Source organism: Streptomyces sp. NPDC091282 (genome assembly GCF_044757385.1).
GTDB lineage: Bacteria > Actinomycetota > Actinomycetes > Streptomycetales > Streptomycetaceae > Streptomyces > Streptomyces gramineus.
On record NZ_JBIVUX010000013.1, the window covers coordinates 85147 to 105805 of the forward strand.

The following is a 20659-nucleotide window of genomic DNA, read 5'->3' on the forward strand; positions in this document are numbered from 1 at the left end:
AACATCGGCCGAGGCGTTGAACACGGGCGCGGTAGCGGTGCGGCATCGGATGCAACCAAGCGTCACCGCGGTGGCATGTACTGGGCATGAAAGCAACTCTGCGCGCGCGAGCGGGAGTTCCAGACAGGCCGGGGGAGCAATGGATCCGTTGACAGCGGTCAGTGCGAGCAGAATGGCGTCCGGAAAGCGGTTCGCCTTCTACATCTCCGTACAGCTCGCTTCGGTCCTCGTGCCCGGACTCGTCGCGGTCACCTGCATCACCGCGTTGGTCCTGCACGCCGAGCACCCGCACGACTTCGCCTCCGCCGTCAGCCGTGCGGCGCAGAGTATCCGGGGGCCTGCTGTGATCCTCCTGGACGTCTCCTGGCTGGCCTCGGCCTACGTGCTGGGGTATGTGGGCCGTGAGATCGCGTTCCGCATGCTCGGCATCGCGGAGCGGCTGAGCGCCCGGCACCGGATGACCCTGAACACGCTTCACCTGGAGATCGAAAGCGCCTACGGGCAGGCTGTCGTGGAGCGATGCCTGCGCACTCACCCCCTGCTGGGACATCTCCTGCACACGGCACCTCCTTCCCCGCGCTCCGCGGCTCTCCGACAGCCCGGCGGCGCGCTGCGGGTCGGACAGGGCTACGAAGCGTTCACCTACGCCAAATCGTGGCTGCGACAGCACAATCCCGCGCTCGCGCCGGACTCCATCGAGGCCGAGATCAACATCTTGCTCTCCACTCTGATGCCCCTGGCTCTGGGCACGTGGGCTGCGATCTCCTTGGCGTCGCTCGGCGCGACAGCAGTCACCGCAGCCGTCCTGGCCGCGGTGGTCGTCGTCGGCATCGTGTTCGCCCAGGTCCTGCGTCTGCGCCGGAACGAGTGCTGGGAAGCCCTGCGCAACCTCCTGGAGGACCACGAAATGCGGCTCGCTGCCGCGCGGATGCCCGGTTCACCCTTGCCTGGTGCCGATGCGGGCGACGGCAGTCAGGGAGACGGTTCGGCGTGATGACGCAGGTCGGGCAGGATGCATTCGCGTACCGGCGCGACGAGCGAACAGACCGTCAGATGTACGTCCACGGCGGCCTGATGGGCGGCCACGGCTCGGTGGTTGCCGTCCAACAGCACCTGGCCGCCACCGACTTGGTATGCCGGCACGGTGAGTGAGACGGGCTCCGGGCTCGCCGAGAATGCCTGAGTCAGCGCAGTGACCGTGCGTCTGCGACGGTCGGGCCAGCTGTGCAGCGTGCGGTCCGCTTCCCCGACCCGCAGCGGCCGACTACCCGGGCCCTTCCACGAACTGTCCGCTCCCCTCGAATCGGCGTACCAAACGGTGAAGAGCGCGGCCAGACGTTGCTTAGCCTGATCCCCGACAAAGGTTGACACCTGGACGTGTGCGCGGAGTTCTGCCAGGGCGATCCAGTCGAGTTTTGCACGGATACCCGGTCGAAAGCGGGCTTCGAAATCTTCCAGGCTCATTCTCTGGGCATCCCCCTGTGCGGACCTCTCTCGGAGTACGAAGCGTCGTGCTGAAGCCTTCCGGGACGACAGCTTGGCCCGCGCCCGCCGGCCGAGCATGAGACAACTTCGCCAGGTCAGCCTGCTGTCGGGGTTCCGCAGGACCTACGGTCGCGTGAACCCGTGGCTTCGTTCCACCTTCGCCACATGCAGTGTGTAGCTCTGATACCACTCGGCCTGCCCGCGCTTTTGGGCTGCGCGGTGCTCGGCGTCGGTCCGCCACTCGGTGAGGGAGTCGGCGTCCCGGAAGTACCCGACGGTGATGCCGAGCCCGCCGGGAGTCTGCGCGTGGTCCATCCCCAGGTACCCGGGTATGTCCTTCACCAGTTCTTCCATGCGAGCGTTGGTCTCGCTGTAGCCGCTCTGTTCCTGGGTTCGCACGGTAGTGAAAACGGCTACGTAGTACGGGGGTTCATAGGCTTCAACGGGCGTGACGGACGCTTCCGGGTGATCACTCATGGAGTCACCGTAGGGCGGGACGTCCCCACTGATCCAGCTTCCTGCTCCGGATACACGAGGGATCGGCTTCCGAACCTGGGCCGCAGGAACTACCCCAGAGCACAGAACCGGCCCGGTCCCACCCGCGGCGGCCTCAGCCGGGTGGCTGGGTCCCCGCTCGAAGTTCGATGCGCACACTGTCGTCGTCTTCGATGACGAAGGTGGGATCGATGTCCCTGCGCCAGCCGAGCGAGACCATGTAGTAGCGGTGGTCGCGTTCTATGAGGAGGCGTAGTCCGCTGTAGCGGTAGCGGTAGTGCGTGCCGGGTCCGAGATCCTCGTAGACGACTCCGGGCGAGACCATGCTGAGCCGGTCGGTGCTGACGACGACCACGGCGACCCGCCGCACGAGCTGGCCGGCATCATTCCGCGCGTCCTGCCGGCCCAGCTGTCCGGCCACCAGCGCAACCGCCCAGATCAGGAAGAGGCCCGCCACCACGAGAGCCCCGGCCCGTTCCCAGGCGGGGCTGTGCGTTGCTCGCACGGGTGCCGCGGCCCGAGTCCGGCCCAGCAACAGTCCCATCGCCACCAGCGAGGGCGCGACCCAGGCGTTGGGCTGGATCCAACGCCACAGCAGCATGAGGAGGACACCCGACGCCGCCACGGCGATATGGGCGCGGGCGATCGCACGACCGGTCCGCCGCACGCCACGCAGATACCGGTCCTGGACGGGGAGCAGAGCAAGCAGGCGCAGCAGGCCGGGCATCAGCAGGATCAGGGCCAGTACTTCGAGGGTGGGCAGTGTGGCCAGGCGCAGGCTGCGCACGATCAGCTCGAAGGTGCTGAAGCCGATCGCGAAGCTGTCGAGGTGGAAGTAGCCGAAGTAGGCGTTGATGTAGATGTAGCCGGCGTACAGCAGCAGGGAGCCGAGGAACGACACCGCTCCGGTCGCCGAGTTGACCAGGTCCAGGGGTGCCCTCCGGGAGGAGCGGACCGCCGGCGGCCGAGGACCCGGTCTTCGGGTCCGGCGGCGTACGCGCACGCGCCCCGGCCCGCGCTGTACGACACGAGGCCGGGCACCGCGCTGCCCGCCGGGACCCGACACGATCGCGGGCCGGGGCTGCGGCGGCGGTCCGTCGGCAGAGGCTCCGGAGTCGGCCACCGTTCAGCCGCCCTCACCCGCGGAGCCGGTGTCGGACACGTCCGGAGAGGGCAGGCAGGACGCCCCTGGTGTCGGCTCGGGACCGCATGACGACGGCGCGGGCGGCGGGGTTCCCGTGATACCGGGGCCGACCGTCGTCGGGCCCGTGTCCGTGGGAGGCGGTGCCACGGGCGAGAGTCCTGGATCGCCGTCCTCGCCACCCACCTGGCCGACGCTCGTTCCTCCGCTGTCGACCGACGTCGCGCCACCGCCCGGGCTTCCTCCCGACCCACCGTCCGAACTGCCGCACCCGAGCGCGCCCACGCCCAGTAACACCGTCAGGACGAATGCCCCGGCCGCTCTGGAGGCCGTCCCCGCGCCATGCTGAAAACCTTGCATCCCGCTCCCCCTCGCCCGGTTTCCCGAACACGGTGCAGTCACATCATGTGACTCCGTAACCGGACTTACCCCTACAGAGGCCGAGCAACCGTGCGCCGGAGGACCCCTACAGAGGCGGAGCAACCGTGCGCCGGAGGCGAGGCATTTCACCGCCTCGGTGACAGAGTCTTCGCACGCCGTAGTCGGACCGCCGCGCGCATCCCACTCGTCCTCTCCTCGACCTGGTCAGGCGGGCGCGCCGGCGATGGCGTCCAGGGTGCGCAGCGCCTGCGGCGGCAGCTCGATCGTCGCGGCGGCGATGTTCTGCGCCAGGTGGGCACGGGTGGAGGTACCAGGGATGAGCAATATGGTGGGCGAGCGGTGCAGCAGCCAGGCCAGCGCGGTCTGACGGGGCGTCGCTCCCAGGTCGGCCGCGACCCGCTTCAGGGCCTCGACCTGCAGTGGGCGGAAGCCGCCGAGGGGCCAGAAGGGGACGTAGGCGATGCCCCGTGCGGCGCACCAGTCGACCAGGGCGTCGTCCTGGCGGTGGGCGATGTTGTAGTGGTTCTGGACCGCGACCACCGGAGCGATCGACTGGGCCGCCCGGACCTGCTCGGCGCTGACGTTGCTGACGCCGAGATCGCGGATCAGGCCTTGCTCGCGCAGCTCGGCGAGGACCGTGAACGGCTCGACCACGTCCTCCGCGGCGAGGGTGTCGGTCATGCGTAGGTTCACCAGATCCAGCGCCTCCAGGCCCAGGTGGTCCAGGTTGTCGTGCACCGCCTGCACCAGTTCCGGGCGCGACAGGGCCGGCGGCCAGCCGCGGTCAGGGGTACGTCGCGCGCCGACCTTGGTGGCGATGCGCAGGTCGTCGCGGTAGGGGTGCAGTGCCTCCCGGATCAGGCCGTTGACCAGGTGCGGGCCGTAGTAGTCACTCGTGTCCAGGTGGGTGATCCCGGACGCGGCGACGGCGCGCAGCACCGCCAGCGCCTCGTCGCGGTCACGCGGCGGCCCGTAGGCCATCGGCCCGGCCAACTGCAGTGCGCCGTAGCCGACCCGGGTCACGGTCATGGTGTCGGACAGGCGGAGGGTGCCGCCGGGTAGGGCGCTGCTCATCCTGGGCTCCTCAGGCAAGGCGGGGGGTTCCGGAGCCACCAATGTGTCCGCCGGCGTGTCGGGACCAACAGTCAAGAGCCCGAGAGTGAGCACAACCTCCATAGACGAGCTTCTCCTCTGGCGGAGTTAGCGCTGGACGGACGTACCTGCGTGCTGGACCTGGCCCGCGCCACCGGATGGTCCAAGGGCCGTGTCTCTTCCCGCCTGGACGAGCTCCTGTGTGGGCGGGCCCTGTATCTGGCCGTGGACCTGGCGTACGCCCGCTTCGGCTTCCACGCCACCGCCTACCTGTGGCTCACCGTCAACCCGGGCAGCCTGCGGGCCACCGGCGCGGCGCTCTCGCGCCACCCCGAGACCACCTTCGCCGCCGCCGTCACCGGCTCCGCCAACCTCCTGGTCACGGTCACCTGCCGGACCATGAACGACCTCTACGCCTATGTGGCCGACACCGTCGGCGCGCTGCCCGCCGTCACGCAGGTCGACGTGGTCCCGGTCCTGCACCGCCTCAAGCAGGCCGGCACCCGCCTCCACAACGGCCGACTCGCCCCGGCGTGAGCGGCTGGAGGGAGTGTCAGTGGGTGGTGCCATGCTGACGCCGACAACTCCGCTCACGGTGATCAAAGGGGGGCCGATGTCTGGAGAAGGATCAGGGCTCGACTCGTCCTCGGTCGAATTCGACTCCGCCTGGTGTGCCACGGACCTGGGTGAATACCGGACCTGCCGCCACACCTACGAGTACTACCCGTACGAGAGCCTGCCGCCTATCGACTCCACCCAGTTCACGGGAACTTTTCAATGGCTCGGTGGTACCGGCGAACCTGTTCCCGAACAGGTCACGGAGCTCGGCCGCTTGGCAGAGGACCTGTCGGCCAAAGGCTTGACGCTGCCGCCAGACTTCGCCACCTTCCAAGCCGACGCGAAGCTGCGCCACTCACTGGACGAGGTCTCTGTGACCGGCTGCTGGACCGATGTCTCAGAGCCGTTGCCCAGTCCGGTCGAACCTGGAGCCTTCCTGGTGCGATTCCTGCGGGATCAACAGGACTGCGTCATCTGGTACCTCTACCTCCGTTCTCCGAATGAGGCGTTCGTGGTGCACTCCCATCTCGACTACGAATACGAGAACGAGGCACGGCGCGATGAGGACGTCCGGAGGAGCAAAGGGCTGCAATCCTCCGGTGCGCGCCTTCGTTCGAGGAGTTCGTCTACCGATTCTTGATCGAGAACCGTCTCTGGCGTGCTCTCAACGGAGATGCGCCGCCACGGCTCGAGCCTCAGTTGCGTGACTATCTGCGCCACTACGCGCGGCCCGGAATACCCGCATGACCGTGGACTGGACGAAATCATGAGTGGGTGGCGGGCTCTCCTCCCGGCGCAACTGCCTGAACTACAAGCATCTCCTGCAACGCGCCGAAGCCCAGCTAAACTGGGCGTTCATCACCCTCATGAACCGTCGCCCGGCGCGGAAAGGCACACCACGCCGACTGCCGGGCGAGGAAGTCGTAGCCGCGCGCGTCAGATTCGGACATGCCACTCCAGGCAACGTTGGCCTGATGCGCCTTCGAAGAGTGTGGGCCAGTAGTAGAGGAACGGCCCGTCAGATTCCAAAGCATCGGCCAAGATTCGAAAGAACTCCGTCAGACTGGTTGCCCATAGAGTTCCGTCCAGGTCCCCGGACCCGAGGCCCATCTCATACACGTGACCGTACGAGGGTCCGGGACGGTGATCGACAAAGGCAACTCCGCCATCGCCAGGAAGTGCGAACGGCACACAGCGATGCAGATTCACAGCCAGCGCATCGTCCTCCCACAGATCAGCGTCGACGTTGTCAGTACCGACGTCCACGAGCACGTCATACATCATCACGATGTCGTCGACACCACTGAGCCGGTGCCCAGACGGAAGAAAAGAACCAGCGGGAACGCGTATGCGTGAGCCAGAGGCGGCGACAGGTTCAGCAGCTCCATCATGCCGCTGCAGCAGTACCCTCAGCTCCGGATGCAGGTCGAATCCGAGCCGCGACTCCAACTCGATGAGCCGCTCGGGATCCGTCGGCCCTCGCAACATGGACTGATCGGCGGGTGAGTTCACACGGAGCCACGACTCAAAACGAGTCCACTCACGCTCGAACGCAGGAAGATCTATCTGTGTCATGCACTGAACATAGACGGTCGCACTGACGACCAGCCTCCGTGCCGGTCTGCCTGGTCTGACCGACAGGGATTCGAGAACACCTACTGGAGGACTCGGAAGACCTTCCGCGATCCTGACTACGCCGCCAAGAGGGCCCGTGTCGAGCGCATCTACGCGATCGCCGACGGGGAGGTCATACCCGAGAACGGCGAACCCGAAGTCGTTTTTGCCTGGCCGAGTTCCGCCCACTCAACCTCTAGCACCACCCCGTAGGCGGTGACGGGCCGAGCGCGGCGGACGGCACAGGAACCCCGATCGGGAGCCACACCGTGCCGGAGAAGAACTGGGCGAAGCTCCTGGCACTCAACCGCTACCTGCGCAGCCTTCACTGGTCGGAAGTTCGGATCGCGATCGTGCTCGAAGGCATCGACCAGCCGGCCACAAGGGTCAGGGCAGCATGATCCGCAGTCACATCATCTGGCGGAACGAGCACACCGCCGACGGAGGCCTCCGGAACTACTAGACGGGATCCTCCCGGAACGCCTGGGCGATGATCGCGTACCTGGCCGCGATCTCCAGCGGGCCGTCACCGCCGATCGCCGCGTCCGCCGCCTCCGCCCGTGCCAGATACGCCCGCGACCGACGGAGACAGTACAAGCGGATCCCCTCATCAGAGGCCGCCTCGAAGTCGAAGTCTGCGACAGGTGGTTGGGTGAACTCGGCGCGATGCCACGGGCGTTTCTCGCTCATGCCGCCATCCTGCCCACACCGGGCGCAGCAAAGCCCGGCCGGAACGGCGGATGCACGGGGCCCGGGTTCAGCCTGGCACCGTGCGACTCCTTGGTGGTCGCGCCCGCCGCCTCAAAGACGGCCACATCGTTCTGTCGTGCGCTGTCTGCTGGACAACTGGAAGCATGCGCCTTCCCGAGGGCTCCGCCTGACCGTGGGGCCGACGAGCTGCGCCGGACAATGAGGGCGAGGCCCGTCGTACGCCTGGCACGACGGGCCCCGCGCCCATGAGCACGACCACCGCCCACCCAACCGAGGAAGACATGAGCGACGCCCCCGCCAGGGAGGATCCGGCCCAGGCGACCCCGTCCGAGGAGATCCCCGCGCTGCTGCTGAGCATGGTCCCGGAGTGCGCCGATTTCATCGCCGAGATGTTCCACCAGCCCGCGGAAACGGCTGTCCTGACCGAGGACACGGCCGTGATGCTGTACGAGCTGCTGGCCGGATGCTTCACCACACCGGTGCTGATGCCGCAGCTGCGGAGTGACAGTCCGGACACCCATCTGCTCACCCGCTGCTGGGACTTCGTGGAGCGCATCGTGGACCACCCGACGCAGCACGTCGGCGGCGCCGTCTACTTCGAGGTGCTGGATCAGCTCCTCATCGACGGCGGCCTGGTGGAGGCCGCCTGGCCCCATATGAAGGAACGGACCCGGGCCCGTACGCTGCTGATGCTCGACGATTTCGACGTCCGCCTGCCCGGAGTCGACCCGCGCCAGAATCCTCACACGACTCCAGGCCGAGGCGCCCCGGCAGCTCAGCGATTGAAGTAGAACCCCGCGTCGAGGTCGGCGAGCAGCGTGGGGTGGGACGGCTCCCAGCCGAGCAGTTCGCGGGTGGTCTCGTTCGGCATCTTGACGTCGATGTCGATGAAGGGGAAGGCCCTGAAGTGCTCGGCTGCCTGCTCCCCCGACATGCTGACCGCCTCGATGCCCAGGTGGCGGGCGACGGACTCGGCGATGGTGCGGACCGGGACGCCGGCCTCGGTCGCGCCGGTGACCTGGGAACCGGCCGGGGCCTTCTCCACCGCGAGCGCCCACACGCGGGCGACGTCGAGAGTGTGGCCCGCGGACCACGTGTTGGCGCCGTCACCGACGTAGCCGACGACGCCGGTCTGGCGGGCTATCCGGAGGTACTGCGGGATGAACCCGTGCCGGTCGCGCTCGCTGTGCGTGACGTTGGGGACCGCGACCAGGACGGTGCGCACGCCGCGCGCGGTGTACCCGTGGACGGCGAGCGCGACCTTGGCGCGGGGATTCCGGTGGTTCACGAGATCCTCGACGCGACCCATGCCGATGCCCAGGAAGGCCTTGCCCGTGTCGACGAGTTCGCCGCAGATCGCGTGGACGACCTCCTCGTCCTGCGCGGCGACCTCGGCGAAGCGGCCGGACGCGATGCCCTCGTGCTGGAAGCCGAGGTGGACGACCGCGTCGGCGTCGCGGGCGGCCTCGCGCAGGCCGTCGAGGTCGGTCAGGTTGCCGCGACGGACCTCGGCGCCCATGGCCATGACGATCGAGGCCGCCTCCTCGGAACGGGAGAGGCCGACCACGTCGTGACCTGCGTGGATCAGCTCAGGAACAACGGCGGAGCCGATGTGGCCGCTCGCACCGGTGACGAAGACACGCATGAGAATCTCCCCGGAGAGTGATGTGACTTGGTAACGTCACCGTAGCACCGCGACGTTACCAAGTCACATCACTTAGGATGGTTCCCATGGCTCGATGGGAACCGAACACACGGGAACGGCTGGTCCGCGCCGCGGTCGAACTGTTCGCGGAGCAGGGGTACGAGGCGACGACCGTCAACGAGATCGCCGAGCGGGCCGGAGGGCTGACCAAGACCACGTTTTTCCGGCACTTCACCGACAAGCGCGAGGTGCTGTTCGCCGGGCAGGAGATCCACAACCGGATCATGAGCGAGGCGATCGCCGAGGCTCCCGAACCGGCCACGCCTCTGGAGATGGTCGGCCTGGCACTGGACGAACTCGCCTCCTCGTTCACAGAGGACCGTCGGGACATCGGACGCCGGCTTCGGACGGTCATCGCGAGCAGCGCGGAACTGCGCGAGCGCTCCGCCTCCAAGCGGGCGGCACTCTCCGAAGCGACGGCGCAGGCGCTTCGCACGCGCGGCGTCCCGGAACTCGTCGCCGACCTCGCGGCCGAACTGGGCGCACGTGCTTTCTACGGTGCGTTCGACCGGTGGACGTCGTCGGCGGACCCTCGGACTCTCGTCGAGTACGCACGCGAGGTGTTCGGCGAGTTGAAGACGGCCATGTCCTCACTCAAGTAGCCCGCCTGGCGCGAGTGGGTGCCGCCCGCCAATACGCGCCTCGCTGGGCGCTGCTGAGGGTGACCGCCGCGTCCGCGATATGCGGCGTCATCCGGCCCGTAGCCTGGTCACCACCGACCTGCCACCTCCTGCTCGCGATCCGCGTCAGAGATGGCCTTGAGCGGCGGACACGAGCCCCCTGCTCCCCGCGGTCCCCAGGGCCGAGTCCGTACCGGACCGGTCAGGGGCGCAGCAGGGCTCCGGCGGCCTCCTCCAGTAGCGCCACGGCGAGGAGTTCGCCGTCCACCGGACCGAAGTGGTCCAGGGCCCGGCGGTGGATGCGCACTACCGTGTCGGCCATCTCGTGCGGGGTGCCGAGGCCTTGGGCCTCCTCTGTGATGACCTTGAGCTGGTCGTGTATGCGGTCGAGTCCGTAGGAGCGAAGGTAGTCCCCGGCGAACAGGGCCGGCAGGTCCCGGCGGATGAAGTCGCTGCCTGCCGCGCTGTCGGCCAGCGTGCCGTGCAGGGCGGCGAGGTCGATGCCCGCTCGCTGCCCGAGCAGCAGGGCCTCGGCGGTTGCCGCGGCCTGTCCGAACCAGAGGAGATTGATGAGGAGTTTCGTGGTGTAGCCGGTTCCTGGGCCGCCCATGTGGCGGATGCGGTCCGGCGTCGTCACGGCCTCCAACAGCGGGCGGTACCGGTCGAGAACGTCAGCTGGACCGCCCACGAACAGGCGCAGGCGGCCGTGTTCGGCGTCGGCCGGGCTGCCGCCCATGGGTGCTTCGAGCACATCGACGCCGTGCGCACCGGCCCGTCGCCGCAAGTCCCGTGCCGTCGCAGGGGCGTTGCTCGTCATGTCGATCCACACCGCACCGGGGGCCAGCGCGGCGAACACCGCGTCCGGCAGCGCCGACACGGCCTCATCGGGTCCAGGAACGACGGTGACCAGGGCATCCGCTCCGGCGGCGGCCTTCTCCACGGAGGACGCCCATTCCGCACCCAACGCACGTACCGCGGCCTCTCGTTCGGGACGCAGATCGCAAACGGTCACCGTGTGCCCGGCCGAGACGAAGCGTCCGCAGAGAGGTGTCCCCATTCGGCCGGCACCGACAAGGGCTATGCGCGAGGCCAAAGGATTACCGCCCTCTCGGTCGTTGCATCTGCCGCTTCCCACCGCCCCGCTCCGCGGACCGTCGTTCGTTCACTGGGGGCGCCAGGGACGCTTCGGTCATCCTATGAGTTCGTGATCCGAGGCATGGTCCGCGCAGTGGGGCGGTCACCTCGTGCCGACGAAGACGTTCGTGGAGTACGCACCCGGTCAGCCCTCGCGCCGCCGGACCCGTTCGTGGAGTGCGTACCCGGTCAGCCCTCGCGTCGCCGCGCCGGACCGGCGGTGAACGCCTTGCTGCCGGTGACCAGACGCGCGTGATCGAGGAGCCGGTCTTCGATCTCCTGGGCGGTCACGCTGCCGACCAACAGATCCATCGCGTAACCGTCTTCCAGTGCCACGAACGAGCGTCCCAGCGCCGATGGGTCGCCGGTCAGCGTGAAGTCGCCGCTGTCCCGGCCGAGTTCGAGCACCTGTCGGTACAGGTCGGTCTGCTGCCGGACGAAGTCGCGTTGGCGCTGGGCCGCGTTCTCCTGGCGCAGCGCGACGGGGAACAGCTCGAAGAGCAACCGGGTGCTCTGCTCACCTTCTCCGGGCCAGGGCACTCCGCTGTGGATGCAGGCGCGCAGGCGTGCCACGGGACCGTCCGCCGCGGCGATGGCCTCCTCGCGGCTGACGAAGTAGGTCGCGGCGCTGCGCTCGAACACCGCGGCGAACAGTTCCTGGATGTCGGCGTAGTAGTAGAGCACCGAGGCGGGTGTGACACCGGCGGCTTTGGCGACGTCCCGCAGCTTGGTCGCGGTGGCTCCGAGGTCCACCACGGTCCCGACGGTCGCGTCGATCAGCTGGGCGCGGCGTTCCGCCTGGTTTCTGGGTCGTGCCATGGCCGACATGCTCGCACACCGTCACACTCCGGCCGCAGGTCAGCAGGCGACAACCCATTGACCACCCCCCATTCATTAACTAAATTTCGTTTAACGAATCTCCGAACAGACCTGGTGACCCATGTCCCGTCCCCTCCCCCTCGTCCTGGCCCAGGCAGCCCAGCGCACCGCCGGTGACCTGGACGGCCTCGCCGCCGACGTGCGAAAGCGTACGGCTGGACTTCCCGCCGCACCCCTGGTCGTGTACCCCGAGCTCCACCTGGGCGCCGCCGACGCCGGTACCCATCTGTCACCCGCCGAGCTGCCGGAAGCCCTCGCCGAACCCCTCGACGGCCCGCGCGACCGCGCCCTCGCCGAGATCGCCGGCGATCTCGGTGTCTGGCTCGCGCCGGGCAGCGTCTACGAACGCGACGCCGAAGGGCACATCTACAACACCGCGCCCGTGTACTCCCCGCACGGCGAACGCGTCGCGGCCTACCGCAAGATCTTCCCGTGGCGGCCGTACGAGACCGTCACCCCCGGCGCCGAGTTCACCGTCTTCGACCTCCACGGGATGGGCCGGATCGGGCTGTCGATCTGCTACGACGCCTGGTTCCCCGAGACCACCCGCCACCTCGCCTGGATGGGTGCGGAACTGGTCCTCAACTTCGTGCAGACCTCCGGCAGCGACCGAGCCCAGGAACTCGTGCTGTCCCGCGCCAACGCCATCGTCAACCAGCTCTTCGTCGCCAGCGTCAACTGCGCCGCACCGGTCGGCACCGGCCGCAGCCTGATCGTCGACCCCCAGGGCACCGTCCGCGCCGAGGCGGCGGGCGACAGTGACACCACCCTCACCGACGTGATCGACCTCGACGAGGTCACCAACGTCCGCAGACTGGGCACCGCCGCTCTCAACCGTCCCTGGCAGCAGTTCCGTCCCGACGACCGTCCCCTGGCCCTGCCGCTCTACCAGGGCCGGATCGACCCCGCGACCTGGACCGGCAGCACCGCCCACGCCGTTCCGGACACCAGCACAGAGGCCCGTTCCACGCCCACAGAAGCGAGACTGCCGTGACAGATCAGCCCACCCGTATGCGCGGAGACCTCGGGCTCCTGTCCGTGGTCGCCTTCGGCGTGGCCTACATGGCTCCGGCCGTCGTCACGTCCATCTTCGGCGTGATCGCCGCCACCAGCAAAGGTGCGGCCCCTACCGCCTACCTGATCGCCACCGGAGCGATGCTGCTGACCGGTCTCAGCTACGCCAAGATGGCCAAGGTCCACCCCAGCTCGGGCTCCGTCTACACCTACGCCCGCAAGGAACTCGACTCCCGCATCGGCTTCCTCGCCGGATGGGCGCTCCTGCTCGACTATCTCTTCCTGCCGATGGTCGCCTGGCTCCTGCAGGCCATCTACCTCCACGCCCAGTTCCCGGCCGTCCCGGAATGGGCCTGGCTGGTCATCAACGTGGCCCTCGCCACCCTCATCAACATCATCGGGCTCAAGACCGCCGACCGCATCAACCGGGTCCTGCTCATAGGCGTCACCGGCATCCTCCTCGTACTCGCCGCGCTCTGCGTCCACTACGGATCCGGACACGGCGGCGCCCCCGCGGCCTCCCACGCCTTCTGGAACCACGCCACCAGCCTGTCCGCGGTCACCGCGGCCGCCGCCGTCGCGGCCTACGCCTTCCTCGGCTTCGACGCCGTGAGCACCCTGAGCGAGGAAGTGCGCGACCCGCAGCGCACCATCCCGCGCAGCATCGTCCTGACGGTGCTGACCGGCGGCGCGATCTTCATCGCGATCTCCTTCCTGATGCAGTGGGCTCATCCGGGCGGAGCCTTCCCCGACGAGAACTCCGCCGGATACCTCGTCTCCACCACCGTCGGAGGGCGGACCTTCGCCGACGTCGCGAACATCATCAGCATGCTCGGCGGCTTCGCCTCCTGCGTCGCCATCCAGGCGAGCACCAGCCGTCTGATGTTCGTCATGGGCCGCGACGGCGCCCTCCCACGCCAGGTCTTCGGACGCCTCCACCGCAAGCTGCTCACTCCGGTGGCCAACGTCCTGATCATCGGGCTCGTCGGCCTTCTCGCCATGAACCTCTCCCTGGCCGACGCCACCTCGTTCATCAACTTCGGGGCGTTCCTCGGCTTCACCCTGGTGAACCTCTGCGTGATCGCCTACGCGGTCAGGCAGTGGCGCTCCGGGACCCGACACTCGCGTCTGCGCTACTTCCTCCTGCCCGTGGGCGGGGCCGCGGTCGACGTCTACCTGATCACTCAGCTCGGCAGCACCGCCGTCGAGCTCGGCCTCGGCTGGCTGGCCATCGGCATCGTCTGGCTCGCGGTCATCACCAAGGGCTTCCGCCGCCCCGCCCCGGAACTGCAGCTCCGATCCGCCGGTGAAGACGCACCCGCACGGCCCGCATCGGCAGCCGCCGGCCGGCCGACGTCATAGAAAGCTGCCGGTGAAGGGGGCAGAGGCGAAGAGACGTGCCTGCAAGTAGCCGTCGACACGGCGGGGCCGACAGGCAACTCCCCGCGTACGGAGGCATCCCCGTCGACCCCGACCACGTACGGCCATGCCCGCCACCCGCGCCCCGGGAAGGGCGGGCTGTCGGCGGGGGAAGCCCTCTGCGATGATCGAAGCACGCCGCTCCCAGCGCGCCGGGCCGAGTCCGCACCGGCGAACCCCCTCGGCGCCGGACCGGAGCAGCCCCGGCACCGCGACCCGAGGATCCTCAGTGACCTACGACGTCAGCGCCCTGCGCGCTCAGTTCCCTGCCCTCACCGCAGGCATCGCGCACTTCGACGGCCCCGGCGGCACACAGACGCCGACGCCCGTCATCAAGGCCATCGCCGATGCCCTGGGCCGGCCCCTGTCGGTGCGAGGTGCGGTCGCTCCCGGCGAGATCAACGCCGAGCGGATCGTCGTCGACTTCCGGCGCGCGATGGCCGATCTGCTGGGCGCCGATCCGGCCGGCATCGTCTTCGGCCGCAGCGCCACCCAGCTGACCTACGACCTCGCGCGCACCCTCAGCGCGCAGTGGACGCCGGGCGACGAGATCATCGTCTCCCGTCTCGACCACGACGCCAACATCCGGCCGTGGATGCAGGCCGCGGAACGAGCCGGTGCGGTCGTCCGCTTCGCCGAGTTCGACCCGGCCACGGGTGAGCTGCCGCCGGAGGCCGTGGGCGGACTGCTCACCGGGCGAACCCGGCTGGTCGCCGTGACCGGCGCGTCCAACCTGATCGGAACCCGGCCCGACCTCCCCGCGATCGCATCCCTCGTCCACGAAGCCGGCGCTCTGCTCCACGTCGACGCCGTCCACCTCGCCGCGCACGCCACCATCGACGTACGTCACCTCGGCGCCGACTTCCTGGTCTGCTCCGCGTACAAGTTCTTCGGCCCCCACCACGGCGTTCTGGCGGCCGACCCCGCACTCCTGGAGACTCTGCGCCCGGACAAGCTCGCCCCGTCCAGCGACGCCGTCCCGGAGCGCTTCGAACTCGGCACCCTCCCCTACGAAGCGCTGGCCGGGACCACCGCGGCCGTGGACTTCATCGCGGACATGGCTCCCGAGCGGGGCGGCAGCAGGCGGGACCGGCTGCGATCGGCGTACGCGGCGATCGACAGCCACGAGACCTCGCTCCGTGCGGCCGCCGAACACGCCTTGTACGCCCTCGACGGGGTGACCTGCTACTCACGGGCGGCGGACCGGACCCCGACGCTCCTGCTCACCTTCGAGGACCGATCCGCCGCGGAGGCCTACCGCTTCCTCGGGACAGTCGGCGTCCACGCGCCGGCGGGGTCCTTCTACGCGCTCGAAGCCTCCCGCCACCTCGGCCTCGGGGACACCGGCGGTCTGCGCGTGGGGCTCTCGCCCTACAACGACGCGGACGACGTGGAGCGCCTGGTGGCGGGACTGGCGGAGTTCCTGAAAATGCGGCCGGTTTCGTGACGGTGATCGCTGGGAGTGCCGGGTCTGCGGCGCTGAGGGTCAGGAGGCCGCGTTGAAACACTCTCGGCCGGGTCGGCCGGCTGAGGGGTAGTAGCAGCACCGCAGTCCGGAGACGTGCGCAGCGGCGATCATGGGGGTCGTGACCATACCTCCCGCCGTGGAAGCGGCAGTTGGCGCGGTGACGGCCTGCGGGGGTCCGTCAGGGCTGGTGACGTCGATACGGAAACCGCCGTGTGTGGGCCAGCTGCGTATCCACGCCGTCCGGCAGCTCGGGCTGAAGCGGATTTCCAGTCGGGTGCCGTCCGCCACGGTGTCCGACCGCACTGTCACGGGATCCTCGCAGGCCGTGGTCAGAGGATCGCGGCCGTCGCAGGAGCCCAGGCGGCAGATGGGTGGCCGCGCGGCCGCCGTCGGACCGGACCCGTAGGAGGCGTGAATGATCGCGGCGGGTACGACCATGGCCGTACACAGGACGAGAACTCCGAACGCGGTGGCCCAAGGCCGTGCGGAGACCAGAGCGGAAGCGGCGAGAAGGGCGCGATGTCCCGGACCGCTGACGGCCTTTGACGCCCCGCCGCTGCTCGTGTCGTCGCGATGAGGGGTGCTCTGACCGGGCTGAGGGTGGCCGGCGGGTACGGTGCTTCCGCGTCGGTTCCATGCCGCGTCCGCACGTTCCCAGAGTGCCAGGGTGTCCGCCTCGCTCTCGTGCGCCGTGCGGCACATCGCCTGCACGGCCTGCCGCGGAGGGAACTGTTTGCCGTTGAGATAGCGTTCCCAGGACGATGTGCTGATGGCGGTCTTCTGGCTCAGTTCCGTCAGGCTGAGACTGCTGCGGTCCTTGATGTGGCGCAGGAAATCGACCAGATCCCGGTATGCGGCGGGCAGCGTCTGCGGCAGCGGCCTCCACTGGCTTTCCCTGTGCAAGTGCCTCATCAGCGCGCCCCTTTCCCGCTGCGGAAGTCGGTCATGCCACGTGGCGCAGCAGCGACCACGTCCGCTCACCGACGATTCCGTCGGGGGGAACGTGGTCCTGTTGTTGGAGCTTTTTGACCTGTGCTTCCGTCCGCTTGCCGAAGTAGCCGTCCACATCGCCAGGCGTCAGGTGGTGGCGACGCAGGAGACATTGGACCTCCGCCACGTCCGGCCCCGTGCTGTTCAGCGCGACGGTGTCGGAGTCGGTGGTGCTGTTGCCGGCGAGCATCAGCTCTCCCTGCCGGACGTAGGCGCAGTCGTACCTGCCCACTCCGGTCGCACTGACCGCGGGAGCACCGGCCGAGACCGGACGGTCGGCGATCAGCCACCCGGCGACGACAGCGGACAGCAACAGGGCGCCTCCGACGAGGGACAGGGCCACCCCGTGTACCTCCCTCCGCTCCTGTTCATGCTCCTGGCCCTCCCCCGGGCCCGTGGAAGAAGCCGTCGGCAAGTCGTACGGAGGAGAAGCCTGTTGGGAGGGCAACTCCTCAACGCCGCCACTGCGGGGGAGGCATTCCGTCCGGGCACGCGACCGCTGTGCCGCGCAGCGCAGCTCCAGCAAGGGCGAGGCGTCTGTATTCGTCAGGCCGGCCAGTGCCTCGACCGCTGTCGGGGGCGGAAGTGCCTTGCCGTTGAGGTACCGCTCCCAGGACGAGCCGCTGAACGGCGTCTTGGCCTGGAGCATGTGCAGGGTGAGACCGCTGTGGTCCTTCAACCGCCGCAGTTCCTGTACAAGTCGTCGGCCGTCGGGGTCCAAGGTCTCGGGAAGTTCTCTCCACCGCATCACATCCCCCTGGACTGAAGTCTCTTGGACACCGGGCCTCCTCTGCGACCCCTCCGCCCGGGAACGGCGCGACACGGACAGAATTCCGGCCACCGACGTCACGCCCTCCAACTCAGCGGGATTTCCCGAGAACCACCCGACTGCACACGTCGCCGCACGTCACGGGCTGGGACGTCCCGGGATATCACGGGACACCCGACAGCTATGGCAGCCGCCGTACCGCTCCGAAAAGCTCGTGTGGTCTGACCAGCGCACATGAACATCCCCCACTCATCAGCGAAAGCCAGGAAGGATCACATGGCTGCCAAAAGGTCCATCGCCGCCGCGCTCCTCGCGACGGGGCTCATGACGGGACTCACCGTCACCGCGTCCCCGGCCTCCGCCTCCGTCGCCGCGCCCGCAACCGTGTACAGCTGCAACAAGACCTACTACTCCGGATCCGCCCTCACCGAGAAGGGCGACACCGGGACACGCGTGATCGAGGTGCAGTGCCAGCTCCACTACCGCGGCTTCCTCAGCGCGGGAGGAGTCGACGGCATCTTCGGGAACGGCACCTACAACGCCGTCCTGGCGTTCCAGCGGGAGTACCGCAGCATCTGCAACTCCGGCCTGTCGATCGACGGCGTCGTGGGCACCTACACCTGGGCGGCCCTGCGGTCCGCCTGTCCGAGCTGACACGCGGTCACCAGCCACGGGCGAAGTGATCAGCCACCAGAGACAGGAGGTACATCGATGCGCGAAGGCACACACCGGCAACGCGCCGGACGTCACGCGAGCAGGGTAATGACCGCCGCCACGGCCGGCGCCTGCGCCGTCGTCCTGGCCACCGGACCGGCGATGGCGGACGGCTTCGAAGCCCACACCATCGACAACAGTCCGTGCGGCGGAGTCGGCGGAGTCATCGACTTCGTCGACTACGGGCCGGGCGCACCCGGTGGCGGAAACAACGACGACTACACCGTGATACACGACCTGTGCAGCGACGGTCACGGTGTCGAGGGCTACGCATGGCTCGACGGTGCGTACCTCGGCAAGCACTACGACGGCAACGGCTACGCCGGCGATCCGGAGGTGTGGGATCCCTTCGGGAACTTCAAGGGCAAACACCTCGTCGGCATCAAGGTCTGCCTCGTCGACGGCGCGAGCGACACGTCACCGTCGTACTGCGGCTCGTCCCAGCAGCAGATCGACGGCTGACGAGCCACACCGTCGGCGGTGCGCCCGCGTCGCCTGACGAAGCACCGCGCACGAGGAGCCCAACACCTCCGCTCCCCGGCGCCGACACTGGGAGCCGACCCCATGAACGGGCCGGCTCCCCTGCCGCGCTCCGTGGAGTCCCTCGGGCTCGAGACCACCTGGTGACTACGCTGAGCAGCTTCACCTTTCGGAGGTCGGATTGGTACGACGAAGCGTGCTCGGACCGGACTTCCGGCGGTTGTGGGGCGCCTATGCGGTCAGCGCGGCGGGCAGCGCCGTCGGCATGGGGGCGCTGCCGCTGATCGCCGTCCTGGCGCTGGATTCCTCGGCGTTGCAGGTCTCCGTGCTTGCCGCGTTGTCCGCGATGGCCAGCGGGGTGATCGCGCTGCCGCTCGGAGTGCATATCGAGCACCGGTACAAGCGGCCGGTGATGATCACCGCCGATCTGGCCCGCTGTGCCGTGTTGGCGAGCCTTCCGGTTGCCATGGCCTTCGACAGGCTCACCTTCACCCACCTGTGTGTGGTCGGCGTTCTGCAGACGGCGGCGTCCGTCGCCTTCGACGCGGCGAGCGGTGCACATGTGAAAGCCCTGGTCGCACCCGAGCACCGCCTGCGCGCCAACAGCCTGTTCGAGACCACCAACTGGCTCAGCGTCAGCGCTGGTCCGCCGGTCGGCGGCCTTTTGATCGGAGCACTGGGAGCGGCCGCCACGACGGTGGTCGACGCTCTGTCGTTCCTCGGATCGGCCTTGGGCATCCGCCGCATCAGGCAGCCCGAACCCGCGCCACCGGCCCGCGCCGCCGCCTCTCACCTGAGACGGGACATCGCCGCCGGCTGGCAGTACCTCCTGCGGCACCCGGGATTGCGGCCACTGTTCTTCAACGCGCTCCTCTTCGGCGGATCCATCATGATGACATCGCCGCTGATGGCTGTCCTCATGCTGGATGATCTCGGCCTGGCACCATGGCAGTACGGACTCGCTCTGGGACTTCCCTGCCTGGGTGGCGTGCTGGGCTCTCGCCTGGCCCCGCCGCTCACGCGGCGTTTCGGAGAGCGTCGCGTCCTGCTGTTGTCCGGCGTCGCGCGCACTTTCTGGACGATCCTGTTGCCGCTGACACCGTCGGGTGCTCTCGGCGTGTGCGTCATCGTGGCCGCCGACTTCGGCCTGCTCCTCTCCGCCGGCGTCTTCGGACCGTCGTTCACCACCTACCGCATGGCTGCGACGTCCGACGCGTTCATGTCCCGCGTGGGCACCTCGTGGTCCGTCGGTTCCAAGTCGTGCCAGGCCGTGTTCATGATTTCCGGTGGCCTGCTTGCCTCGGCAGCCGGGGTACGAGGCGCCCTGTTCATCGCCGGACTGCTGTGCATGGCAAGCGCTTTGCTTCTGCCATGGCGGGAGCCACCTCTTTCCACCGGGCCTGTTCCAGCGCCCGCAGCGGAAGCGGCTTCGTCCCCGGCTGCCGATGCTTCCGCCGGTCACTGAGGTCGAACTCGTACTGTCGCTGGGGATGATGGCCGGCACTCCGATCGAAGTCTGATTTCCGCTGGTCACAGCCGCTGCTGAGCGCCCGTTTGGGAAGATCGAGGCATGGCGGACTCATCCATGCAGATCAATGCCCTGATCGTCGATGCCACAGACCCCGAGCGGCTCGCTGCCTTCTGGTCCGAGCTGCTCGGCAGGCCTGTCGTGGGGCGTATGGGCCCCTACGTGTGGCTGCGGCGGGAGAACGGCCTGGGCCTGGGGTTTCAGCGAACTGCCGAACCCAAGTCGCGCAAGAACCGGATGCACTTCGACGTCACCTCTCCTGATCCCGCCGCCGAGCAGCAACGGATCGAGCTGCTCGGCGGGCAGAGGCTGGAGCAGTACGCCGACGGGGGGTTCCTGGTGATGGCGGACCCCGAGGGCAATGAGTTCTGCATCATCCCCGAGGGCCCCTTCGAGCTCGACGACGAGGGACGCGCGAGCTACCTCGGCTGACGGCCGAACCCGCTGGACGCTCGTCGTCGG

The 20659-nt window shown here is 68.6% G+C and carries 23 protein-coding genes and 2 pseudogenes; 13 read left to right on the forward strand and 12 right to left on the reverse strand.

What is annotated here, in order from left to right:
- Window positions 1–139: 139 nt before the first annotated feature.
- Window positions 140–994: a hypothetical protein gene (locus ACIQOE_RS39020; RefSeq protein WP_401416804.1), complete on the forward strand. Its 855-nt coding sequence runs from the start codon at window positions 140–142 to the stop codon at window positions 992–994.
- Here ACIQOE_RS39020 and ACIQOE_RS39025 read toward each other — a convergent pair.
- The 4 genes from ACIQOE_RS39025 to ACIQOE_RS39040 form a co-directional block, all read right to left on the reverse strand.
- The gene (locus ACIQOE_RS39025) at window positions 973–1464 is read right to left on the reverse strand and encodes a hypothetical protein (protein WP_401416805.1); all 492 of its coding nucleotides are present in this window, start codon (window positions 1462–1464) and stop codon (window positions 973–975) included. The two genes, ACIQOE_RS39020 and ACIQOE_RS39025, sit on opposite strands and share 22 nt — an antisense overlap.
- Before the next feature lie 144 nt (window positions 1465–1608).
- Entirely contained in the window at window positions 1609–1962 is a 354-nt protein-coding gene (locus tag ACIQOE_RS39030; RefSeq protein WP_401416807.1) for an antibiotic biosynthesis monooxygenase family protein, read from the reverse strand.
- Between the two features lie 133 nt (window positions 1963–2095).
- Window positions 2096–2881 carry a hypothetical protein gene (locus tag ACIQOE_RS39035; protein WP_365573165.1) on the reverse strand — a complete coding sequence of 262 codons (786 nt, stop codon included), beginning with the start codon at window positions 2879–2881 and terminating at the stop codon, window positions 2096–2098.
- Window positions 2882–3706: 825 nt separating this feature from the next.
- Complete coding sequence (locus ACIQOE_RS39040) at window positions 3707–4576, reverse strand: oxidoreductase (protein WP_401416809.1); 870 nt, start codon at window positions 4574–4576, stop codon at window positions 3707–3709.
- A gap of 150 nt (window positions 4577–4726) precedes the next feature.
- Here ACIQOE_RS39040 and ACIQOE_RS39045 point away from each other — a divergent pair, with 150 nt between their 5' ends.
- Both ACIQOE_RS39045 and ACIQOE_RS39050 read left to right on the forward strand, forming a co-directional pair.
- The gene (locus ACIQOE_RS39045) at window positions 4727–5131 is read left to right on the forward strand and encodes an Lrp/AsnC family transcriptional regulator (protein WP_401416811.1); all 405 of its coding nucleotides are present in this window, start codon (window positions 4727–4729) and stop codon (window positions 5129–5131) included.
- A gap of 31 nt (window positions 5132–5162) precedes the next feature.
- Window positions 5163–5792 (forward strand): hypothetical protein, encoded by a 630-nt coding sequence (locus tag ACIQOE_RS39050; RefSeq protein WP_401416812.1) that lies wholly within the window; start codon window positions 5163–5165, stop codon window positions 5790–5792.
- Window positions 5793–6088: 296 nt separating this feature from the next.
- On the opposite strand, the gene ACIQOE_RS39055 is transcribed toward ACIQOE_RS39050, so the two are convergent.
- A complete protein-coding gene (locus ACIQOE_RS39055) occupies window positions 6089–6727 on the reverse strand; it encodes an SMI1/KNR4 family protein (protein ID WP_401416814.1) in 639 nt (212 codons plus the stop codon).
- 87 nt (window positions 6728–6814) lie between these two features.
- On the opposite strand from ACIQOE_RS39055, the pseudogene ACIQOE_RS39060 reads away from it, so the two are divergent.
- A pseudogene (locus ACIQOE_RS39060) lies at window positions 6815–7229 on the forward strand (IS630 family transposase); the annotation flags it as partial.
- On the opposite strand, the gene ACIQOE_RS39065 reads toward ACIQOE_RS39060, so the two are convergent.
- The gene (locus ACIQOE_RS39065) at window positions 7226–7456 is read right to left on the reverse strand and encodes a hypothetical protein (protein WP_351327121.1); all 231 of its coding nucleotides are present in this window, start codon (window positions 7454–7456) and stop codon (window positions 7226–7228) included. The pseudogene ACIQOE_RS39060 and the gene ACIQOE_RS39065 sit on opposite strands and share 4 nt — an antisense overlap.
- A gap of 302 nt (window positions 7457–7758) precedes the next feature.
- Between ACIQOE_RS39065 and ACIQOE_RS39070 the strand changes: the two genes are divergently transcribed.
- On the forward strand, window positions 7759–8268 hold the full coding sequence (locus ACIQOE_RS39070) for a hypothetical protein (protein ID WP_401416815.1): 510 nt from the start codon (window positions 7759–7761) through the stop codon (window positions 8266–8268).
- On the opposite strand, the gene ACIQOE_RS39075 is transcribed toward ACIQOE_RS39070, so the two are convergent.
- Window positions 8253–9122: an NAD-dependent epimerase/dehydratase family protein gene (locus ACIQOE_RS39075; protein WP_401416816.1), complete on the reverse strand. Its 870-nt coding sequence runs from the start codon at window positions 9120–9122 to the stop codon at window positions 8253–8255. The genes ACIQOE_RS39070 and ACIQOE_RS39075 overlap by 16 nt on opposite strands.
- Before the next feature lie 86 nt (window positions 9123–9208).
- On the opposite strand from ACIQOE_RS39075, the gene ACIQOE_RS39080 reads away from it, so the two are divergent.
- Window positions 9209–9784 (forward strand): helix-turn-helix domain-containing protein, encoded by a 576-nt coding sequence (locus ACIQOE_RS39080; protein WP_362641752.1) that lies wholly within the window; start codon window positions 9209–9211, stop codon window positions 9782–9784.
- A gap of 220 nt (window positions 9785–10004) precedes the next feature.
- On the opposite strand, the gene ACIQOE_RS39085 is transcribed toward ACIQOE_RS39080, so the two are convergent.
- Both ACIQOE_RS39085 and ACIQOE_RS39090 read right to left on the reverse strand, forming a co-directional pair.
- Window positions 10005–10937 (reverse strand): NAD(P)-dependent oxidoreductase, encoded by a 933-nt coding sequence (locus tag ACIQOE_RS39085; protein WP_401416817.1) that lies wholly within the window; start codon window positions 10935–10937, stop codon window positions 10005–10007.
- Between the two features lie 188 nt (window positions 10938–11125).
- Window positions 11126–11755 (reverse strand): TetR/AcrR family transcriptional regulator, encoded by a 630-nt coding sequence (locus ACIQOE_RS39090; protein ID WP_401416818.1) that lies wholly within the window; start codon window positions 11753–11755, stop codon window positions 11126–11128.
- Window positions 11756–11876: 121 nt separating this feature from the next.
- Between ACIQOE_RS39090 and ACIQOE_RS39095 the strand changes: the two genes are divergently transcribed.
- The 3 genes from ACIQOE_RS39095 to ACIQOE_RS39105 all read left to right on the forward strand — a co-directional run bounded on the left by ACIQOE_RS39095 (window position 11877) and on the right by ACIQOE_RS39105 (window position 15695).
- Window positions 11877–12809, forward strand: coding sequence for a carbon-nitrogen hydrolase family protein (locus ACIQOE_RS39095; RefSeq protein WP_401416819.1), 933 nt, complete (start codon window positions 11877–11879; stop codon window positions 12807–12809).
- Complete coding sequence (locus tag ACIQOE_RS39100) at window positions 12806–14191, forward strand: APC family permease (protein ID WP_401416820.1); 1386 nt, start codon at window positions 12806–12808, stop codon at window positions 14189–14191. The genes ACIQOE_RS39095 and ACIQOE_RS39100 overlap by 4 nt, the downstream gene beginning before the upstream one ends.
- Before the next feature lie 286 nt (window positions 14192–14477).
- A complete protein-coding gene (locus tag ACIQOE_RS39105; protein ID WP_401416822.1) occupies window positions 14478–15695 on the forward strand; it encodes a cysteine desulfurase-like protein in 1218 nt (405 codons plus the stop codon).
- Window positions 15696–15734: 39 nt separating this feature from the next.
- On the opposite strand, the gene ACIQOE_RS39110 is transcribed toward ACIQOE_RS39105, so the two are convergent.
- The 3 genes and pseudogenes from ACIQOE_RS39110 to ACIQOE_RS39120 all read right to left on the reverse strand — a co-directional run.
- Entirely contained in the window at window positions 15735–16628 is an 894-nt protein-coding gene (locus ACIQOE_RS39110; protein ID WP_401416823.1) for a DUF2690 domain-containing protein, read from the reverse strand.
- Window positions 16629–16659: 31 nt separating this feature from the next.
- Window positions 16660–17049: a peptidoglycan-binding protein gene (locus tag ACIQOE_RS39115; RefSeq protein ID WP_401416902.1), complete on the reverse strand. Its 390-nt coding sequence runs from the start codon at window positions 17047–17049 to the stop codon at window positions 16660–16662.
- A gap of 192 nt (window positions 17050–17241) precedes the next feature.
- Window positions 17242–17454: pseudogene (locus tag ACIQOE_RS39120) on the reverse strand (helix-turn-helix domain-containing protein); the annotation flags it as partial.
- Between the two features lie 297 nt (window positions 17455–17751).
- On the opposite strand from ACIQOE_RS39120, the gene ACIQOE_RS39125 reads away from it, so the two are divergent.
- The 4 genes from ACIQOE_RS39125 to ACIQOE_RS39140 all read left to right on the forward strand — a co-directional run bounded on the left by ACIQOE_RS39125 (window position 17752) and on the right by ACIQOE_RS39140 (window position 20629).
- Entirely contained in the window at window positions 17752–18129 is a 378-nt protein-coding gene (locus ACIQOE_RS39125) for a peptidoglycan-binding domain-containing protein (protein WP_362641742.1), read from the forward strand.
- A 108-nt stretch (window positions 18130–18237) separates the two neighbouring features.
- Window positions 18238–18651 (forward strand): hypothetical protein, encoded by a 414-nt coding sequence (locus ACIQOE_RS39130; protein WP_401416824.1) that lies wholly within the window; start codon window positions 18238–18240, stop codon window positions 18649–18651.
- 199 nt (window positions 18652–18850) lie between these two features.
- The gene (locus tag ACIQOE_RS39135; RefSeq protein WP_365555793.1) at window positions 18851–20134 is read left to right on the forward strand and encodes an MFS transporter; all 1284 of its coding nucleotides are present in this window, start codon (window positions 18851–18853) and stop codon (window positions 20132–20134) included.
- A gap of 105 nt (window positions 20135–20239) precedes the next feature.
- Complete coding sequence (locus ACIQOE_RS39140) at window positions 20240–20629, forward strand: VOC family protein (protein ID WP_362641738.1); 390 nt, start codon at window positions 20240–20242, stop codon at window positions 20627–20629.
- Window positions 20630–20659: the final 30 nt, after the last annotated feature.

Coding starts and splice junctions, on each gene's coding strand:
- ACIQOE_RS39020 (WP_401416804.1), top strand. CDS start 140: ATGGATCCGTTGACAGCGGTCAGTGCGAGCAGAATGGCGTCCGGAAAG.
- ACIQOE_RS39025 (WP_401416805.1), bottom strand. CDS start 1,464: ATGAGCCTGGAAGATTTCGAAGCCCGCTTTCGACCGGGTATCCGTGCA.
- ACIQOE_RS39030 (WP_401416807.1), bottom strand. CDS start 1,962: ATGAGTGATCACCCGGAAGCGTCCGTCACGCCCGTTGAAGCCTATGAA.
- ACIQOE_RS39040 (WP_401416809.1), bottom strand. CDS start 4,576: ATGAGCAGCGCCCTACCCGGCGGCACCCTCCGCCTGTCCGACACCATG.
- ACIQOE_RS39050 (WP_401416812.1), top strand. CDS start 5,163: ATGCTGACGCCGACAACTCCGCTCACGGTGATCAAAGGGGGGCCGATG.
- ACIQOE_RS39055 (WP_401416814.1), bottom strand. CDS start 6,727: ATGACACAGATAGATCTTCCTGCGTTCGAGCGTGAGTGGACTCGTTTT.
- ACIQOE_RS39065 (WP_351327121.1), bottom strand. CDS start 7,456: ATGAGCGAGAAACGCCCGTGGCATCGCGCCGAGTTCACCCAACCACCT.
- ACIQOE_RS39070 (WP_401416815.1), top strand. CDS start 7,759: ATGAGCGACGCCCCCGCCAGGGAGGATCCGGCCCAGGCGACCCCGTCC.
- ACIQOE_RS39075 (WP_401416816.1), bottom strand. CDS start 9,122: ATGCGTGTCTTCGTCACCGGTGCGAGCGGCCACATCGGCTCCGCCGTT.
- ACIQOE_RS39080 (WP_362641752.1), top strand. CDS start 9,209: ATGGCTCGATGGGAACCGAACACACGGGAACGGCTGGTCCGCGCCGCG.
- ACIQOE_RS39090 (WP_401416818.1), bottom strand. CDS start 11,755: ATGGCACGACCCAGAAACCAGGCGGAACGCCGCGCCCAGCTGATCGAC.
- ACIQOE_RS39095 (WP_401416819.1), top strand. CDS start 11,877: ATGTCCCGTCCCCTCCCCCTCGTCCTGGCCCAGGCAGCCCAGCGCACC.
- ACIQOE_RS39110 (WP_401416823.1), bottom strand. CDS start 16,628: ATGAGGCACTTGCACAGGGAAAGCCAGTGGAGGCCGCTGCCGCAGACG.
- ACIQOE_RS39125 (WP_362641742.1), top strand. CDS start 17,752: ATGGCTGCCAAAAGGTCCATCGCCGCCGCGCTCCTCGCGACGGGGCTC.
- ACIQOE_RS39130 (WP_401416824.1), top strand. CDS start 18,238: ATGACCGCCGCCACGGCCGGCGCCTGCGCCGTCGTCCTGGCCACCGGA.
- ACIQOE_RS39140 (WP_362641738.1), top strand. CDS start 20,240: ATGGCGGACTCATCCATGCAGATCAATGCCCTGATCGTCGATGCCACA.